The following is an 18,356-nucleotide window of genomic DNA, read 5'->3' on the forward strand; positions in this document are numbered from 1 at the left end:
TTGTGTATAAGAGACACAAGCCGCCCCGGCCGAACACCGCCGGGGCGGCTTCGAAGCGATATGAGCGGTGCTACGGTCGAAATATGGCGTCCAAGAACGATATTCAGCATCGGATTGTCACCGCGTTGCAGCGGCGACTGAATCCGATACTGGGCAGACTGCCCGGCCAGCAGTTGCTCGAGACGGTCGGGCGGGTGAGTGGGCAGCCGCGGGTCACGCCGATCGGTGGTCGCCGCGTCGGCGACGAGTTCTGGCTGGTCTCCGAGTTCGGGGATCGCTCGCAGTATGTGCGCAACATCAAAGCCGACAACAAGGTCAGGGTGCGCCTGGGCGGACGGTGGTACGCGGGAACCGCCGTGCTGCTGCCCGAGGACGACGCGCGAGCCAGACTGCGGCAGCTGCCGCGCTACAACAGCACCGCGGTGCGGGCGTTCGGTACCGACCTGCTGACGATTCGGGTCGACCTGGATCGTTAGACCGTCCAGGACAGCCAGAGGGCGCTGTGGGGCGCCATGGTGACGGTGGCCGAGGCGGGGTGACCGTGGCTGGGGGTGTCGACGGCGGTGACGATGCCGAGGTTGCCGATGCCGGAGCCCGCGTATTCGTGGGCGTCGGTGTTGAGGATTTCGTGCCAGGCGCCGGGGTGGGGCAGGCCGATGCGGTAGTTCTCGCGGATCGAACCAGAGAAGTTGAAGACGGCCGCCACCGCGCTGCCGTCGGTGCCCCAGCGGAGGAAGGCGAAGACGTTGGCGGTGCTGTCGTCGGCTTCGATCCAGGAGTGGCCGCCGGGGGTGGCGTCCTGGGTCCACAGTGCGGGGTGGGCGGTGTAGGTGCGATTGAGGTCGGCGACCATCGTCGAAATGCCCTGGTGGAGTGGGTTTTCCAGTTCCTGCCAGTCCAGGCCGCGGTCGTTGTCCCATTCGCGGAACTGGCCGAATTCCTGGCCCATGAACAGCAGTTGCTTGCCGGGGTGGGCCCACATGTAGGCGAGCAGGGCGCGCACGCCGCTCGCCTTGGCGAAGTCGTCGCCGGGCATGCGGGTCCACAGGGTGCCTTTGCCGTGCACGACCTCGTCGTGGCTGATCGGCAGGACGTAGTTCTCACTCCACGCGTAGACCAGCGAGAACGTCATCTCGTTGTGGTGCCAGGAGCGGTGGATCGGGTCGCGACCCAGGTAGCCGAGGGTGTCGTGCATCCAGCCCATGTTCCACTTCATGGTGAAACCGAGGCCGCCGACGTCGGTGCCACGGGTGACGCCGGGCCAGGTGGTCGACTCCTCGGCGATGGTGACCACGCCGGGATGGGCGCCGTGCACGGTGTCGTTGAGTTCCTGCAGGAAGTCGACCGCTTCCAGATTCTCCCGGCCGCCATAGATGTTGGGCTCCCAGCCGCCGTCGGGTCGGGAGTAGTCCAGGTACAGCATCGAGGCGACGGCGTCGACGCGCAGGCCGTCGATGTGGAATTCGGAGATCCAGAAGGCCGCGTTGGCGACCAGGAAGTTGCGGACCTCGTTGCGCCCGAAGTCGAAAACGTAGGTGCCCCAGTCGAGTTGCTCGCCGCGGCGCGGGTCGGGGTGTTCGTAGAGTGGGGTGCCGTCGAAACGGGCGAGTGCCCATTCGTCGCGGGGGAAGTGCGCGGGGACCCAGTCGAGCAGCACGCCGATGCCCGCGCTGTGGAGGTGGTCGACGAAGTAGCGGAAGTCGTCGGGACTGCCGAAACGTGAGGTCGGGGCGTAGTACGAGGTGACCTGGTATCCCCACGAGCCGCCGAAGGGGTGCTCGGCGACCGGCAGCAGCTCCACGTGGGTGAATCCGGTCGCGCGGACGTAATCGGCCAGCTGGTGGGCCAATTCGCGGTAGTCGAGGCCGGGTCGCCAGGAACCGAGGTGGATTTCGTAGGCGCTCATGGGGGAGCGGACCGCGTCGGTTCTCGCGCGTCGGTCGATCCAGGCGCTGTCGGTCCACACGTGGTCGGTGCGGGACACCACCGAGGCGGTGGCGGGCGGTATCTCGGTCGAAAAGGCAAGGGGGTCGGCGTGATCCACGACACGGCCGTCGGCGCCGTGGATCCGGTACTTGTACCGTGTGCCCGGCCCGACGCCGGGCACGAACACCTCCCACACACCGGAATTGCCCAGCGCGCGCATCGGGGCCGAGGTGCCGCTCCAGTGATCGAAATCACCGAAGACGGTGACGCCGCGGGCATTCGGGGCCCACACCGCGAAGGAGGTGCCGTCGACGTCGCCGTCGAGGGTGGTGTAGTGGCGCGGATGGGCGCCGAGAACCTCCCAGAGGCGGGTGTGCCTGCCTTCGCCGATGAGGTGCAGGTCGAGCTCGCAGACGGTAGGCAGGAAGCGGTAGCCGTCGGCCGAGATCACGGTCTGGCCGCCGGGGTACTCGGCGCGGATCCGGTAGTCGTCGATCTGTGGATACGGCAGGATCGCGTCGAAGATGCCGTGACCCAGCGACTTCAGCCGATGTTCGGACTCCCCGACGAGAACCGTCACAGTGTCGGCGTGGGGGCGCAGGACACGGACCGCGGTGCCGTCGGCGTGGGCGTGCGCGCCGAGGACGGTGTGCGGGTCGGGATGGGTGCCCGCGGCCAGCAGCAGGAGATCGCGGCGCTTCATCACAGTGTCTCGCGGTAGGCCAGCGGTGCGCGGGCCGCGGCCGGGACTGCGGGCAGTGACAGGATGTGCGCGACCGCACGCGTGGGGTCGAGGCGCACGAAATTCTGCTGGCCCCAGTGGTATTCCTCGCCACTCACCTCGTCGAAGACCACCGGGTGGTCGTGCCATTCGCGGCCGATGGCGGGGAGATCGAGTGAAATGTGGCCCTGCTCGGCGGCATAGGGGTTCAGATTCACGATGACCAGCACCGCGTCGCCGGTGGCCGGGTCGACCTTGGAGTAGGCGATCAGCGCGTCGTTGTCGACGTGATGGAAGTGGATGCAGCGCAACTGCTGCAGCGCCGGGTGATTGCGGCGGATCTCGTTCAGGCGGGTGAGCCACGGTTCCAGCGATTCACCGCGTTCGAGGGCGCCGGCGAAATCGCGGGGACGCAGTTCGTACTTCTCCGAATCGAGGTACTCCTCGCTGCCCTCGCGGACCGCCTCGTGTTCGAACAGCTCGAAACCGGAGTACACGCCCCAGGTGGGGGACAGGGTGGCGGCGAGGGCGGCGCGGATGGCGAACATGCCGGGGCCGCCGTACTGGAGGCTCTCGTGCAGGATGTCGGGGGTGTTCACGAACAGGTTGGGCCTGGCCTCGTCGGCCTTGGCGGCGATCTCGTAGCCGAACTCGGTGAGTTCCCACTTGTGCACGCGCCAGGTGAAATACGTGTACGACTGGCTGAAGCCGCGGCGGGCCAGGCCGTAGAGGCGGGCCGGACGGGTGAACGCTTCGGACAGGAAGATCACCTCGGGGTCGGTGCGGCGCAGTTCGGTGATCAGCCATTCCCAGAAATCGGCGGGCTTGGTGTGCGGGTTGTCCACGCGGAAGATGGTGACGCCCAAGGAGATCCAGTGCCGGACCACCCGCAGGATCTCGGCGTAGAGACCGTCGGGATCGTTGTCGAAGTTGACCGGGTAGATGTCCTGGTACTTCTTCGGTGGGTTCTCGGCATAGGCGATGGTGCCGTCGGGCAGGGTGGTGAACCACTCCGGGTGGGCGGCGACCCACGGGTGGTCGGGGGCACATTGCAGGGCCAGGTCGATGGCGACGTCCAGGCCGAGAGCGGTTGCCTCGGAGATGAATTCGGTGAAGTCGCGCTCGGTGCCCAGCAGCGGGTGCACCGCATCGTGTCCGCCGTCCGCCGAGCCGATGGCCCAGGGTGAGCCCACGTCGCCGGGTTCGGTGGTGAGACTGTTGTTGCGGCCCTTGCGATTCACCTCGCCGACCGGGTGGATCGGCGGGAGGTAGACGACATCGAACCCCATGCCGGCGATGCGGGGGAGTTCGCGGGCCGCGGTGGCGAAGGTGCCGTGGATCGGGGCGCCGTCGGCGTCGCGACCGCCGGTGGAGCGCGGGAAGAACTCGTACCAGGAGCCGACCAGGGCGCGGCGGCGTTCGACCAGGACCGAGAACTGGGTGCCGCGGGTGACCATCTCGCGCAGCGGGGTGGCGCGCAGGATCTCGGCGACCTCCTCGGAGAACGCGGGCGCGACCCGGGCCGGGAGTTGTTCGTCACCGCGCAGGGCGGTGGCGGCGGCGCGCAGGCGTTCGAACTGCTTCTTCGGGACAGCCTGGGCGGCGCGTTCGAACAGGACGGCGCCGATCTCGAGGTCGTTGGCGAGGTCGGCGGCGGACTGGCCGACCGACAACTTCGCCTCGACCGCGCTTCGCCAGGTGGCGATGGGGTCGCTCCAGCCTTCGACGCGGTAGGTCCACACGCCTGGGAGGTGGGGGGTGAAGAGGCCGTTGAACACGTCGGGTTGGTAGTCGGGCGTCATCCGGACACGGGTGATCCGGGAGGAGCCGGGAGCGCGGACCGCCAGGGTGGCGGCTACCGCGTCGTGACCCTCGCGCCAGACGACGGCGCGGACAGGGAACACCTCGCCGACTGCGGCTTTGGCCGGGCGGCCGCCGGGAATGGACGGGGCGATGTCATCGATGGCAATCCGGCCGGTCACTCGGCTAACTTACTGCATTTTCGCTGGGTGGGGAGCGCCGGCGGCCGGGGGGAGGACGTGGTGTTCAGCGGGTATCCGCGGCCAGGCCGAGGCCGAGGGCGACCAGGATGGCGGCGAGGGTTCGTTCCATCCGTTGGCGGATTGTCGCGCGGCGCAGCCAGGCGCCGGCTCGGTCGGCGGCCAGCACCACTGCTACGCACCAGGCGCCGTCGACGACGACCTGGATGGTGGCGAGGATGAGCAGGGTGGGGATGACGGGCCCTTCGTCCGGGAGGAACTGGGGCAGGATCGTCATGCCGAAGACGGCGGCCTTCGGGTTGGCGGCGATCGAGATCAGTGAGGCGCGGAAGGCTGCGGCGGGAGTGTTGCCGCCGGGCAGTTTCGCGGTGAGCGCGGCGCCGAACTCGTCGTGGTGGCCGCGGGCATGGCGCCACGACTGCACGCCGAGCCAGATCAGCACCGCGGCACCCACGACGTGCATGGTGGTGTTGAGCCAGCGGTTGGCCGCCAGCAGGATCGACAACCCGGTGCCGCCCGCGAGCGTCCAGCCGAGAATGCCGATCTCGTTGCCCACCACCGCGGCCAGACCGGCGGACCGCCCGTCACGCACCGATCGCTGCAGGAACAGCGCCGTCGCGGGTCCGGGAAGCGCGGCCAAGATGATGGCGGCGACCAGGAATTCGGGCAGGACATCGACCCAGTGCGGCATCGGTGCATGGTGACACGGAGCGCCGGGGGATGGCGAACCGATTTCTTTGGGTCAGGTGATGCGCAGCCCCGCGAGGAGGCGGTCGAGGGCGGCGATGGTGCCGGTCAGCGCGTCGGGGTCGGTGGTGGTGGCCAGCCACAGCGCGGCTTCGTTCATCGCGCCGGAGAGCAGTTGGGTCAGTGGGGCGATCGGTTGTGGAGGAAGGACACCGGCGTCGACGAGGGTTTGCAGGGCCTCGTCGAGGTGGCGGGCCGAGTTGGCTTCGTCCATGGCCCGCCATTCGTGCCAGCCGAGGACGGCGGGGCCGTCGATCAGCAGGATGCGCTGGACACGGGGGTCGGCGCAGGCTCGCAGGAACGCGGCGCAGCCGGTGGTGAGCTGCGTCCAGGGGTCGGACTCGGTGTCCGCGGCAGCGGCCACCTGCGCGCCCACCTCCTCCTGCACCTGCGTGAGGACCGCGCGGAACAGGTCGGCCTTGCTGTCGAAGTGGTGGTACAGCGCGCCCTTGGTGACCCCGGCGGACGTCACGATCTCCGACAGACCCACTGCGGCATAGCCTTTCGCGGCGAACAGCGCCCTGGTCTCGTGCAGCAGGATGCGCCGCGTCTCCTCGCGTTGCCGCGTCCGTGCTGTCGATGTCATCGGCCGTCCTCCCATTGACCTACCGCTGGTATGTGAACTACGGTACGACACATACCAACGGTATGTGAAAGGTGACGCCATGAAACTCAGCAGCTACTACCCCGTTCTCGCCACCACCCGGATCGCGGAATCGCGCGACTTCTACACGGCCTGGTTCGGCTTCGAGATCGTCTTCGAGGCGGACTGGTACGTCAGCCTGCGGCGGCCGGGTGCCGGCGACGAGCCGACCTACGAACTGGCTCTGCTCGACCCCACCCACCCCACGATTCCGGCGGGCTTCGGAAAACCCGTCCAGGGTGTGGTGCTGAACTTCGAGGTCGACGATGTCGACGCCGAGTGGGACCGACTCGTGAAAACCGGCGGCCTGCGCGCCGAGCTCGACCTGCGCACCGAAGACTTCGGCCAGCGCCACTTCATCGTCGCCGACCCCGCCGGCGTCCTGATCGACGTGATCACCGAGGTCCCGCCGAGCCCCGAGTTCGCTGCCCAATTCACCTAGACCCCCAGTGCGGGCGCGATCGTTTATTCTTCCGGGGTGAAGGCACTTCGTCGGTTCACTGTCCGTGCCCATTTGCCGGAGCGGCTCGCCGCGCTGGGTGAGTTGTCGACCAACCTGCGGTGGTCGTGGCACGGCCCGACGCAGGATCTGTTCGCCGAGCTCGACCCCGAGTTGTGGCGAACCGTCGGTCAGGACCCGGTACGGATGCTGGGTGAGGTCCCTGCCGAGCGGCTCGACGAGCTCGCCGCCGACCCGGCCTACATCGCGCGCGTCGACGCGGCCGCCGCGGGTTTGGCGGACTACCTGACGCGGCCGCGCTGGTTCCAGGAGCAGACCGGCACCGACATCGCCGGGATCGCCTATTTCTCGATGGAGTTCGGTGTCACCGAGGTGCTGCCGAACTACTCCGGCGGCCTCGGCATCCTCGCCGGTGATCATCTCAAGGCCGCCTCGGATCTCGGGCTGCCGCTGATCGGCGTGGGGCTGCTGTACCGCTCCGGGTATTTCCGGCAATCGCTGTCGGCCGACGGCTGGCAGATGGAGCACTATCCGGCGCTCGATCCGCAGGGCCTGCCGCTGCGTCTGCTCACCAGCGACGGTTCGCCGGTGCTCATCCACGTCGGCATGTCCGAGGGGCGCGTACTGCGGGCACGGGTGTGGATCGCGCAGGTGGGGCGGATTCCGTTGCTGCTGCTCGATTCCGATATCGCCGAGAACGACCCCGAACTGCGGGCCGTCACTGACCGGCTCTACGGCGGCGACCAGGACCACCGCATCAAGCAGGAGATCCTGGCGGGTATCGGCGGCGTGCGCGCCGTGCGCGCCTACACCCGCGCCAACGGTCTGCCCGATCCCGATGTCTTCCACATGAACGAGGGCCACGCGGGTTTCCTCGGCGTCGAGCGCATGCGTGAATTCATCGCGGGCGGAATGGATTTCGAGACCGCGCTGGCCGCGGTGCGGGCGGGAACCGTTTTCACCACGCACACCCCGGTGCCCGCGGGCATCGACCGTTTTCCGATGCCGTTGGTGCGCAGGTACTTCGGCGGCTCGCACGGCGAGTCCGAATCCGCGCTGCTGCCGGGGCTTTCCGTGGACCGGATCCTCGCGTTCGGGCGCGAGGGCGATCCCTCGGTGTTCAACATGGCGCATATGGGTCTGCGCATGGCCCAGCGTGCCAACGGGGTATCGAAACTGCACGGCGAGGTCAGCCGGGAAATGTTCGCGGCACTGTGGCCCGGATTCGACGCGGCCGAGGTGCCGATCGGCTCGGTCACCAACGGCGTGCACGCCCCGACCTGGGCCGCGCGCGAATGGATCGACAAGGCACGCGAACTCGTCGGGCCAGAGCTGGTCGAGGAGGCGCGGGGCTGGGAGAAGCTCAGCGACGTCGACCTCGGTCAGCTGTGGTCGACGCGAAACACGTTGCGCGGCGTCCTGATCGACGAAGTGCGGCGCAGGCTGCGCGATTCCTGGCGACAGCGCGGCGCCGCCGACGCCGAACTCGGCTGGATCGACGACGTCTTCGATCCGAACGTGCTCACCATCGGTTTCGCCCGCCGCGTCCCCACCTACAAGCGGCTCACCCTCATGCTGCGCGACCCCGAACGTCTGCGCGCGCTGCTGCTCGACCCCGAACGTCCGGTGCAGCTGGTGGTGGCGGGCAAGAGCCACCCCGCCGACGACGGCGGCAAGGCGCTGATCCAGCAGGTGGTGCGGTTCGCCGACGATCCCGAGGTGCGTCATCGCATCGTCTTCCTGCCCGACTACGACATGTCGATGGCCCGCTACCTGTACTGGGGTTGCGACGTGTGGCTGAACAATCCGCTGCGCCCGCTCGAGGCGTGCGGCACCTCGGGCATGAAGTCCGCGCTCAACGGCGGCCTCAACCTGTCCATCCGCGACGGCTGGTGGGACGAGATGTTCGACGGCGAGAACGGCTGGGCCATCCCCACCGCCGACGGTGTCCGCGACGAATCCCGCCGCGACGATCTCGAGGCCTCGGCGCTCTACGAACTCGTCGAACGCACGGTGGCGCCGCGCTTCTACGACCGGGACGCGAGCGATGTCCCTGTCCGCTGGACCGAGATGGTGCGCCACACCCTGCAGACCACCAGCCCGAAAGTCCTGGCCTCGCGGATGGTGCGCGACTACGCCGAGCAGTACTACGGGCCCGCGGCCGCCGCGTTCGGCCGGGCCGCCGCCGACACATTCGCGGGCGCCGCGGAGGTCGCCGAGTACCGCAGGCGCGTCGACGCCGCGTGGCCGTCGGTGCGAATCGCGCAGGTCGACAGCTCGGGGCTGCCCGACACTCCGGTGATCGGCGCGGACCTGTCCCTGCACGCGCGCATCGACCTCGGCGGGCTCTCGCCGTCGGATGTGGTGGTGCAGGCGGTACTCGGCCGGGTCTCGCCGACCGACGACCTCTCCGATACGACCACGATCGAGATGCGCCACCTCGGCACCGACGAGGGCAGCGAGCTGTATTCGATTCAGGCTCCGGTCCCGCTGTCGGGTGCTGTCGGGTACACGGTCCGTGTGCTTCCCCACAACGCGCTGCTCGCGTCCGACGCGGAACTGGGCTTGGTGGCCGTCGCGGGCGCGTAACCGTACACGGTGACACGGGCGCCGGGTTATTCGATTCAGTGAACTTTCCGCTACCGTTCCTGGGTCGATCATTGAGGAGAGTCATGGCCAGCGACGTCCTAACCCGTGCCCGAGGGCGCATCGACGGATACTTCGGTATCTCGTCGAGTGGGTCCACCTTCAAGCGCGAGGCGATGGCGGGCACGGTCACGTTCCTGGCGATGTCGTATGTGCTGGCGGTGAACCCGTCGATCCTCGGTGACGAAGGCGCTCTCGGTGACAAGGGCATTCCGATGCAGGCGGTCTTCACGGCCACCGCCGTCGCCGCCGTCTTCGGCACGCTGGTCATGGGCATCTGGGCGAAGTACCCGATCGCGCTCGCGCCGGGCATGGGACTCAACGCGTTCTTCGCCTACACCGTGGTGCTCAGCATGGGTATCCCGTGGCAGGTAGCGCTCTCGGGCACCTTGCTCTCGGGCATCATCTTCTTCATCTTGGCGGTCACGAAGGTCCGGGAACGGATTCTCAACGCGATCCCGCTGCAGATGAAGTTCGCGGTCGGCGCGGGTATCGGTTTGTTCGTGGCGTTCCTCGGTCTGAAGAACGCGGGCATCGTCGTCAACAGTGACGCGACGCTGGTGACTCTCGGCGATTTCACCGAGGGCACCACCCTGCTCGCCCTGTTCGGCCTGATCGTGACCGTGGTCTTCCTGGTGATCGGCTGGCACGGCGCGGTGCTCTACGGCATCGTGGCGACCACGATCCTGGGTATGGTCACCGGTCTGGTCGGCGTGCCGGACGGCATCGCCGAGATGCCGAAGGGCCTGGATCAGACCTTCGGGCAGGCGATCATCCACCTGCCCGACGCCTTCACCGGGCAGATGATCGTTGTGGTCCTCACCATGTTGTTCGTCGATTTCTTCGATGCCTCGGGCACCCTGATCGGCGTCGCCAACCAGGCCGGTCTGCTGAACAAGGACGGCACCCTGCCGCGCGCGGCGAGCGCGATGGCCGCGGACTCGGTCGGTACCACCGCGGGCGCGATCATCGGGACCTCCACCACCACCGCGTATGTCGAATCGACGGCGGGTGTGTCGGCGGGTGGCCGAACGGGTCTCACGGCGGTGACCACCGCGGGCTGGTTCCTGATCGCGATGTTCTGCTATCCGATCTTCTCGGTGGTCGCCGGATCGGCCGAGATCACCTCGGCCGCGCTGATCGTGGTCGGCATCCTGATGGCGCGTTCGCTCGGTGACATCGACTGGCAGAACCTCGAGTACTCGGTGCCCGCGTTCATCACCGTCATCATGATGCCGTTGACGTACTCGATCGCGAACGGTCTGGCGATGGGCATGATCTTCTACCCGATCGTGATGGTCGCCAAGGGTCGTATCAAGGATGTGCACCCGGCCATGTGGGCGCTGATGGTGCTGTTCCTCGCGTACTTCTTCTTCCTGGTCGAGTAGACGTTCCGGCCGTAGGTGTGTCTATACTCAGGCTAGCCTAGGCTTGCCTAACTAGAGGAGATCCACCCATGAAGCGTTCGCTCGTTGCCGCGTCGATGGCGTTTGCCACCATCTTCGCGCCGGTCACCGCCGCTGTTGTCGCCACCGCCCCCGCCGCGATCGCCGCTCCGGCCACGCCCTCGGTCGGCGAGCTGTACGGCAAGCTGCAGGCGGCCATGAACGGTTCGTCGGCCGAGCTCGAGTCGGGCAACGGCGGCAGCCTCGCGGTCGTGCGCGACACCGTCAACCGGATCCCCGGCTACAGCTGGGATGTCTCCGGCCCGGTCACCGTGGACGGCGACACCCTGTCGGCCACCCTGAACAGCCGCCTCGGCGACTACGCCTTCCCGATCCCGGTGACCTGGAAGAACATCGGCGGCATGTGGAAGCTGTCGCAGGAGTCCGAGGAGACGCTGGTCGGCTACGCCACCATGGCGTGGTGATCTGAGGAATTCCGAGCAGGGCCGTCCCGATGGGGCGGCCCTTTTCGATCGATAGTGACCGGCATCACAGAATTGCCCGGAACGGCGTGAAATAGTGGCCTCGGACCCAGGGTTGTGATCGAGGAAGGCAATCGGACCACGGTCCGGTTGCGGGGATGTTTCGAATCGCAGATGAGGACACGATGACCGACACCGCTACCCGCCTCACTCCTACCACCGCCGACGAAACCACCGCCGCGGGCATCGGCCTGCTGGTGCTGCGCGTCGGCTTCGGCGGACTGATGGCCGCCTACGGAACCCAGAAGCTGTTCGGCTGGTTCAACGGACCCGGCTGGCGTGCCAATGCCGACGGCTTCACCGCCATGGGCTACAACCCCGGCGAATTCTTCGGCACCCTGGCCGGGCTCGCCGAACTGGTCGGTGGGCTGCTGCTGGTGGTCGGGCTGGTCACGCCGCTGGCCGCCGCCATCGTGCTCGGAACGATGATCAACGCCATCAACGTGCTGTGGAGCGGCGGGCTCTTCCCGGCGGATCCGTCGGTACCGGGGTTCACGACGCCGCTGCTGTTCGCGCTGGCCGCCGCGGCGTTGGCGTTCACCGGGCCGGGGCGTTTCTCGCTCGATGCCGGGCGGCCGTGGCAGCGCCAGGGTGTGGTATGGGGCGGTGGGGCCGTGGCGCTCGCCGTCGTGGCCGCGGTGGTGACGTTGATCTTCAAGGCTGTGCTCTGATCCGACGCAGCACACTGATCGTCGAGAGGCGGCGCGGTGACCGGGGTTCGGTTGCCGCGCCGCCTCTTTCGCGCCGCCTCGAGCCGATTCGTCATCGCCCGTACGTCCGTGGTTCCACGGAGCACGCGCGGGGAGTCGGTGGCAGCGATTAACCTCGTGGCGGCGCCTGTACACAGCGGCGCCACGCATTGTCCGCGGATGGAAGAGGAGAGCTGCGATGAAGGCTTACGACCTGGGTTTCGGAGACTCGGCGGACAAACTGGCCGAGACGCCCGAGGGTGATCCGCTGGTGCTCGACGCGCCGGTGCGCTCCGGCTGGATCGGTAGTGAGGGACCGGCCATCGATCCGGCGACATGGCCGCGCGGACCTGTCACCGGCCTGCCGATGATGCACGCGCTCACCCTGCGCCTGCCCACCGATTTCCAGCGTCGCGGACCCGGATTCCCCGCCATCGCGCTCTTCCAGGGCGAGGGGCAGTTCGCCGGAACCGACGCGGTCGAGGCCGACGCCTCGTCGGACGATCCCCTTGCCCGCGATCTCGTCGCCACCCGCCTGCATCCGAAGTTGCAGATCATGCACGACGAGATCGGCGGCGCTTTCGCGCTGATCTGGCTCACCGACAAGGAATTCGCCGGCGGCCCCGTCGCCCCGCCCGCCGATGTTCGCAAGCCGGGTTCCCCGACCGCGAGCGATGAGGGCTGCAATGCCTGGGACGACGTGCACCCCACCGTCGGCGTCTGGCTCGCCGAGCGCACCGCCGACCCGAACGTGGGCGTTCCCCCGGTCGAATACGAGCCGAACACCAAGTACCAGGACCCGCTCACCGAGGATTCCGGCTGGACCACGTGGGCCGAGCCGCTCTTCGGCCGCTCCCACCTCGGCGGCACCGCCTTCCCCGTCCAGGCGCTGCCCGAGGGATTGACCCCGTACTACCTGGAGATCGAGGAGATCTCCGGGATGAACTTCGGCGGCGGCAACGCCCAGCTCGACTTGGAGTCGGGCGTTTTCGATTGGTCCTGCGGGTAGTTCAGTTCATCATCGCCGGGCGGTCGTCGTCGGGGTGTGGGGCGGCGACGGTCCGGGTTTCGGGTGAAAGCTGTTCGGGGACAGCGAGATCGATGGCGGGCTCGATCGGGGCCGGGGGAAGTTTGCGGGCGCGGACGCGCAGGGCGATTCCCGCGAGGGTGATCAGATAGATGATCACGTAGATGTTCATCAGGACCTGGGGCAGCGGCCACCACGGGGGGAGCAGGAAGGTGCCCACGCTCACCCAGGTGGGGGTATAGGTGTAGGTCCACGCGGCGATGGACAGGTAGAGCGCGGCCGCGGCGAGCCACCAGGGCGCGCGGGTCTGGGCGCGGTGGATCAGGTAGACCAGCAGCGGAACGAACCACACCCAGTGGTGACCCCACGAATACGGGGAGACGGCACAGGCGGTGAGGCCGCCGAGGGTGACCGAGAGCAGGGGTTCGCCGCGGCGGACAAGGACCGCGGCCAGCCACAGCGCGACCAGCGCGATCGGCACGGCGATCAACAGCCACAACCACACCGGCGCCGGGCCGTGGGTGAGGTGGGCGATGGCGCCGCGCAGGGACTGGTTGGCGGGGTGGACATCCGGGGCGATGCGACCGGAATGGAAGAACGTCGACGTCCAGTATTGATACGAGTCGCTCGGCAGGATCAGCGCGGTCAGACCGATCGACGCGAGGAAGGTGAGAGCGCCGGTCGCGGCCGCACGCCACTGCCGTTGCGCCAGATACTGGGCGATGAAATACAGCGGAGTCAGCTTGATACCCGCGGCGATACCGACGCCGATGCCGCGCAACCGGCTGTTCTCGGCGCGGGAGAAATCCCACAGCACCACCAGCATCAGCACCAGATTGATCTGCCCGTAGTAGAGCGTGGTGCGCACCGGTTCGGCGAAGGTGCAGGCCAGGGTGAGCAGGGCGCTGACGGCGGCCAGACCGGGGGTGGCCCGGTAGCCGAGCATCCGGAAGCTCTGCAGCACAACCCCGAACAGCACCAGCAGGTTGAGCACCAGCCAGGTCGTGGTGACGTGCGCCCACGGCACCAGCAGTAGTGGCAGGAAGACCACGGCCGAGAACGGTGTGTAGGTGTAGAGCAGGCCATAGTGCGTCGGCTCGATGTAGAGCGCCCGTTCGTGCACGACCCGCCAGCCGCCGTCGCGGTAGATGTGCACGTCGAGACCGCCGACGAGAATCCCGCCGCTGTCCATCCACGGGTCCATGGTCGTGAACAGCAGTGTCACGCCTAAGACGGCGGTACCGAGTAGTAGCAGAAGCGTCAGGGTCGTGCGCGGGAGTGCCACGCCTCGAGATCTCTCCGCCACGGCCGTACTACCGGCCGGCCCACATCGTATGCACGACTAAGAACCTACCGCGCCGGGTCGACGGCGTTCGGCGGCGGACCGACTTCGGTAGGAAAACGACATGAAAGCGGGTACGGCTGGCGGCGAACCGTTCTCGGCGTGCACGTTGCGGCCCGCCGCGCCCGCTCCACACTCGCCCATCAGGCCGCCGGACGCAACGTCAGCATGGTGTCGGCGCCGTGGTGGAACTCATAGCCGGTCTTTTGCAGGGAAGTGGCGATGCCCTTGTCGTGGAGTTCGGTACGGAGGTGGTCGATGAGGTCGTCGAGTGGGGCGCCGGTGTAGTCGAGCAGCGGGTAGACGCGGGTTTCGACGGTGGCGACGCGCGCCAGTTCGAGCAGGGCGGCCAGGTGGAAGTCGGCGTCGAGGCGGTCGGCGTAGCTGAACAGCAGGTGCGAGCTCAGGGCCAGGTCGAACGCGTCGTCGGGACAGGGGAGGGAGGGGAGCGAGCCGGCCAGATAGCGGTGAGGTGCGGCGCGAACGTCGTCGGCGAAGCGGGCCGCGGCGCCGCGGCGGATCGCGGCGTGTTCTGTCGTGGAGCCGTACCAGTCCCAGCGGTAGCGGTCGGCGTGGGAGTGTGCCCACGCCACGGCCCGTTCGGTTTCGGGGGTCGCGCGGGCGGCCAGTTCGGTCGGTGGGGTGGCGTAGATGGGATCGATCGCGGTGACTTCGGCACCCAGAGCGCTTGCCTCGGCCGCGAAACTTGCTGCGCCGCCGGGGCAATCGAGGACACGGCGCCCGGCCAGATCATCGTCGGAGAGATGGAACATCGCGCGGTACTCGGCCAAAGATCTTGCACTGACCAGAAATTCGCCGAGTACCTCGCCATCGGCGTGGTGCATCATCACCACACGTTCTCACGACTTGCGTTCGCACGCTCGCTGATTCACGAGTGTGGTCACCTCGATTGCAAGACTCGACCTGCGAGTGTCGGCTTCGCTCAGGCGGAGTCGGTGAGCCTGCGCAGCGCCTTGGCAACCACCTCGGGATCGCTGGTCTCCCAGTACGGCGGCAGCGAAGCGCGCAGGTAGCTGCCGTAGCGGGCGGTGGCGAGGCGGGAGTCGAGGATCGCGACCACGCCGCGGTCGTCCACGCTGCGCAGCAGCCTGCCGGTGCCCTGGGCCAGCAGCAACGCGGCGTGATTGGCGGCCACGGTCATGAAACCGTTGCCGCCGCGCGACTCCACGGCGCGCTGGCGTGCGGTGAGCAGCGGATCGTCGGGCCGGGGGAACGGAATGCGGTCCAGGATAACGAGACTCAGCGACGGGCCGGGTACGTCGACACCCTGCCAGAGGGTGAGGGTGCCGAACAGCGAGGTGGCCGGGTCGTCGGCGAACTTGCGCACCAGCGCGCCCATCGAATCGTCACCCTGGCACAGCACCGGAGTGTCGAGCCGCTCGCGCAGCGCCTCGGTGGCGGCCTTGGCGGCACGCATCGAGGAGAACAGGCCGAGCGTACGGCCACCGGCGGCGGTGATGAGCTGTTCGATCTCGTCGAGATAGGCGGGCGAAAGGCCGTCGCGGCCAGGGGCGGGCAGGTGTTTGGCCACGTAGAGGATGCCGGACTTGGCGTGGTCGAACGGTGAACCCACGTCGAGGGCGTTCCAGCGCACCGATTCCAGGTCGGCGGGTGCGGTGGCGCCGTTGGCCATGGCCGGATCGACCTTGCCGCCCGACTGCGACGGCAGGCCCCAGGTGATCGCGAGCCCGTCGAACGAGCCGCCGATCTGCAGGGTGGCCGAGGTGAGGACGACGGTCGCGGTGCCGAACAGCCTGCTGCGCAGCAGGCCGCCGACCGAGAGCGGCGCCATCCGCAAGGTGCGGCGGGCGACGCCGCGCATCTCGTCGGCCGACAACCAGATGACATCGCGACGGGCAGCCGGGTCGGCTTCCTCGAACGCGGTGAGCGTGCGGACCGCGGCGTCGTGCACGTCGTCGATGGCGGCCACGGCCATGGTGCGGGCGGCGGCGTTGTCGGGGTCGTCCTGGGTTTTGACGGTGCCCTGCGGTGCGATGGCGGTGCGCGCGTTCCAGGCGGAATCGCGAACCAGGGCGAGCACCGGGGCGATGCCGTCGGGCATCTGGTCCCAGCGGCCGGGCGGCAGATCCTCCAGTGCCTGGTGGAAGGCCTCCGCGGCGCCCTCCAGGCGGTCGACCTCGCGTTCGTCGATCAGTTTGGTGCAGCGGCGGGCGGCCGCGCTGATCGCGGTCGCGGCCAATTCGGCGGTGGCGACGCCGGTGACACGGTCGACCAGTTCGTGCGCCTCGTCGATCACCACCACATCGTGTTCGGGCAGGATCTGGATGCCGCTGATGGCATCGATGGCCAGCAGTGCGTGGTTGGTCACCACCACGTCGGCCTGGGCCGATTCCGCACGGGCCTTCTCGGCGAAACAGTCCTGGCCGAACTGGCAGCGCGACTTGCCGAGGCATTCGCGCGAGCCCACGCTCACCTGGCGCCACGCGCGGTCGGTGACGCCGGGGGCGAGTTCGTCACGGTCGCCGGTCTCGGTGTCGGAGGCCCATTCGTTGAGGCGCTGGACTTCGCGGCCGAGGCGGGAGATGGCGAAGGCGTCGAACAGCTCGGCCTCGCCGCCGGTGTCTTCCGGGATGACGCTGTTGATCTTGTTCAGGCAGAGATAGTTGTTGCGGCCCTTGAGGATCGCGAATTTGGGTGCGCGGCCGAGCGGCTTGGTGAGTGCCTCGGCCAGGCGCGGCAGATCGCGGTCGACGAGCTGGCGTTGCAGCGCGATCGTGGCGGTGGAGACCACCACCGTGCGACCGGTACGGACCGCGTGCCGCAGGCTCGGGATGAGATAGGCCAGCGACTTGCCGGTGCCGGTGCCCGCCTGGACGGCCAGATGCTCCTTGGTGTCGATCGCGTGATCGACGGCGGTGGCCATGGTGGTCTGCCCGGTGCGTTCCTTGCCGCCGAGGGCATGCACGGCGGTGACGAGCAGGTCGGCGACGGGAGGAAGTTCGGGCACGGTCGCAGCTTATCCGTCGGGTCGGACAGGTTCGGTCGGGCTGCTTTGTCGGGGGCTGGGAGTGCGGTCATGCGGAGTCGGAGTGCGCGGTGTGGCTGGGAACGGGTGAGGGGTGTGGGTCAGGACTCGCGGACGAAGTCGTCGATGTGATCGCGGACGTAGTCGAGGACTCGCTGTTCGAAGTCCTGGGGCTCGTTGATGTCGTAGATCTCGTCGGGGTCTTCGGCGCGGTCGCCGGTGGGGCGGCGGATCTGGTCGGGGGTCGCGAGGGTTCGGTGCTCGTCTTCCCAGAAGCGGTCGAGGTCGTCGTTCGGGGAGCTGAGGGAGGCGTCGCGGGCGGCGATGATGGCCGCGGCGGCCAGTTGCGGCATGCCTGCCGCACGCAAACCTCTGGTGGCCCAAGGGAGTTCGCTGCGCCGGGTTTTCAAGTAGCTCGAGAATCCCGCGTCGAGAACGCTCGTGTGCAGGCTCGACAGGGCCAGCAGGTGGGAGAAGGCCGGGGGCAGTTTGCCGAACGCGCCGATGCCGAGGCGCTGGAGGTCGTCGGTGGCCGGGTTCGACCAGAAGACGGTGTCGGCGGCGTCGTGGATGCTGTCGGTCTCGGCGAGTGCCTTCGTCAGGGCGGGTCGGGTGTGCGCCGGGAATCGATAGTCCATGGGAGAAGTATTCAGGGACGCAGCCCGACGCCCGCATCGCGGAGGGTGGTCAGGGCGATCTCGGTGGTTTCCGGGGCGACGCCCGCGGTGAGGCCGAGCAGGACGGTGGTGTCGAATCCGGCCTCGGCGGCGTCCAGCGCGGTGGCCCGAACACAGTGGTCGGTGGCGATGCCGACCACGTCCACGGCGTCGATGTCGCGGGCGCGGAGCCAGTTCGTGAGGGAGGTGCCGTCCGCCGCCGCGCCTTCGAATCCGGAGTAGGCGGCGGTGTACTCGCCTTTGGAGAAGGTTTCCTGGATGGGCGAGACGTCGAGCGCGGGGTGGAAATCGGCGCCGGGGGTGCCCACTCGGCAGTGGGGCGGCCACGAGTCGACGTAGTCGGGTTCGGTGGAGAAGTGGGGACCGGGGTCGATATGCCAGTCCCGGGTGGCCACCACCGCGTCGTAGTGCTCGGTGGCGAGGAAATCGGTGATCGCCGCCGCTACCGCCGCGCCGCCCGCCACCGCGAGGGAGCCACCCTCGCAGAAGTCGTTCTGCACATCCACGATTATCAGGCCACGTGCCATGTCGTCCTCCGCCTCGT

Annotated in this window: 16 protein-coding genes; 7 read left to right on the plus strand and 9 right to left on the minus strand. The window is 68.3% G+C overall.

Annotated features, from left to right (window positions below; genetic code table 11):
• The first annotated feature begins 83 nt into the window (after positions 1–83).
• Positions 84–476 (plus strand): nitroreductase/quinone reductase family protein, encoded by a 393-nt coding sequence (locus ACFTS5_RS32790; RefSeq protein WP_378638858.1) that lies wholly within the window; start codon positions 84–86, stop codon positions 474–476.
• On the opposite strand, the gene glgB is transcribed toward ACFTS5_RS32790, so the two are convergent.
• The 4 genes from glgB to ACFTS5_RS32810 all read right to left on the minus strand — a co-directional run bounded on the left by glgB (position 473) and on the right by ACFTS5_RS32810 (position 5,980).
• Complete coding sequence (gene glgB / locus ACFTS5_RS32795; protein WP_378638860.1) at positions 473–2,629, minus strand: 1,4-alpha-glucan branching protein GlgB; 2,157 nt, start codon at positions 2,627–2,629, stop codon at positions 473–475. The two genes, ACFTS5_RS32790 and glgB, sit on opposite strands and share 4 nt — an antisense overlap.
• The gene (locus ACFTS5_RS32800) at positions 2,629–4,629 is read right to left on the minus strand and encodes a maltotransferase domain-containing protein (RefSeq protein WP_378638863.1); all 2,001 of its coding nucleotides are present in this window, start codon (positions 4,627–4,629) and stop codon (positions 2,629–2,631) included. Before ACFTS5_RS32800 ends, glgB begins: the two co-directional genes overlap by 1 nt.
• 64 nt (positions 4,630–4,693) lie before the next feature.
• Positions 4,694–5,338 carry a LysE family translocator gene (locus ACFTS5_RS32805; protein WP_378638865.1) on the minus strand — a complete coding sequence of 215 codons (645 nt, stop codon included), beginning with the start codon at positions 5,336–5,338 and terminating at the stop codon, positions 4,694–4,696.
• Between the two features lie 51 nt (positions 5,339–5,389).
• Positions 5,390–5,980 carry a TetR/AcrR family transcriptional regulator gene (locus tag ACFTS5_RS32810; protein WP_378638868.1) on the minus strand — a complete coding sequence of 197 codons (591 nt, stop codon included), beginning with the start codon at positions 5,978–5,980 and terminating at the stop codon, positions 5,390–5,392.
• A 79-nt stretch (positions 5,981–6,059) separates the two neighbouring features.
• Between ACFTS5_RS32810 and ACFTS5_RS32815 the strand changes: the two genes are divergently transcribed.
• The 6 genes from ACFTS5_RS32815 to ACFTS5_RS32840 all read left to right on the plus strand — a co-directional run bounded on the left by ACFTS5_RS32815 (position 6,060) and on the right by ACFTS5_RS32840 (position 12,768).
• Positions 6,060–6,479: a VOC family protein gene (locus tag ACFTS5_RS32815; protein WP_378638870.1), complete on the plus strand. Its 420-nt coding sequence runs from the start codon at positions 6,060–6,062 to the stop codon at positions 6,477–6,479.
• A gap of 36 nt (positions 6,480–6,515) precedes the next feature.
• On the plus strand, positions 6,516–9,086 hold the full coding sequence (gene glgP, locus ACFTS5_RS32820) for an alpha-glucan family phosphorylase (protein ID WP_378638872.1): 2,571 nt from the start codon (positions 6,516–6,518) through the stop codon (positions 9,084–9,086).
• A gap of 83 nt (positions 9,087–9,169) precedes the next feature.
• Positions 9,170–10,531: an NCS2 family permease gene (locus tag ACFTS5_RS32825; protein ID WP_378638875.1), complete on the plus strand. Its 1,362-nt coding sequence runs from the start codon at positions 9,170–9,172 to the stop codon at positions 10,529–10,531.
• Positions 10,532–10,599: 68 nt separating this feature from the next.
• On the plus strand, positions 10,600–11,013 hold the full coding sequence (locus tag ACFTS5_RS32830) for a hypothetical protein (RefSeq protein WP_378638878.1): 414 nt from the start codon (positions 10,600–10,602) through the stop codon (positions 11,011–11,013).
• 182 nt (positions 11,014–11,195) lie between these two features.
• Positions 11,196–11,741 (plus strand): DoxX family protein, encoded by a 546-nt coding sequence (locus ACFTS5_RS32835; protein ID WP_378638881.1) that lies wholly within the window; start codon positions 11,196–11,198, stop codon positions 11,739–11,741.
• Between the two features lie 217 nt (positions 11,742–11,958).
• The gene (locus tag ACFTS5_RS32840) at positions 11,959–12,768 is read left to right on the plus strand and encodes a hypothetical protein (RefSeq protein WP_378638883.1); all 810 of its coding nucleotides are present in this window, start codon (positions 11,959–11,961) and stop codon (positions 12,766–12,768) included.
• Between the two features lies 1 nt (position 12,769).
• Here the strand turns inward: ACFTS5_RS32840 and ACFTS5_RS32845 are convergent, their stop codons facing one another.
• The 5 genes from ACFTS5_RS32845 to ACFTS5_RS32865 all read right to left on the minus strand — a co-directional run bounded on the left by ACFTS5_RS32845 (position 12,770) and on the right by ACFTS5_RS32865 (position 18,339).
• On the minus strand, positions 12,770–14,011 hold the full coding sequence (locus tag ACFTS5_RS32845; RefSeq protein WP_378638886.1) for a glycosyltransferase 87 family protein: 1,242 nt from the start codon (positions 14,009–14,011) through the stop codon (positions 12,770–12,772).
• Positions 14,012–14,271: 260 nt separating this feature from the next.
• Complete coding sequence (locus tag ACFTS5_RS32850) at positions 14,272–14,976, minus strand: hypothetical protein (RefSeq protein WP_378638888.1); 705 nt, start codon at positions 14,974–14,976, stop codon at positions 14,272–14,274.
• Positions 14,977–15,071: 95 nt separating this feature from the next.
• Entirely contained in the window at positions 15,072–17,117 is a 2,046-nt protein-coding gene (locus ACFTS5_RS32855; RefSeq protein ID WP_378638891.1) for an ATP-dependent DNA helicase, read from the minus strand.
• A 119-nt stretch (positions 17,118–17,236) separates the two neighbouring features.
• Positions 17,237–17,773: a hypothetical protein gene (locus ACFTS5_RS32860; protein WP_378638894.1), complete on the minus strand. Its 537-nt coding sequence runs from the start codon at positions 17,771–17,773 to the stop codon at positions 17,237–17,239.
• Between the two features lie 11 nt (positions 17,774–17,784).
• Positions 17,785–18,339, minus strand: a complete 555-nt coding sequence (locus ACFTS5_RS32865) for an isochorismatase family protein (protein ID WP_378638896.1) — start codon at positions 18,337–18,339, stop codon at positions 17,785–17,787.
• Positions 18,340–18,356 lie beyond the last annotated feature (17 nt).

Source organism: Nocardia sp. NPDC056952, from assembly GCF_042674185.1.
Taxonomy (GTDB): domain Bacteria; phylum Actinomycetota; class Actinomycetes; order Mycobacteriales; family Mycobacteriaceae; genus Nocardia.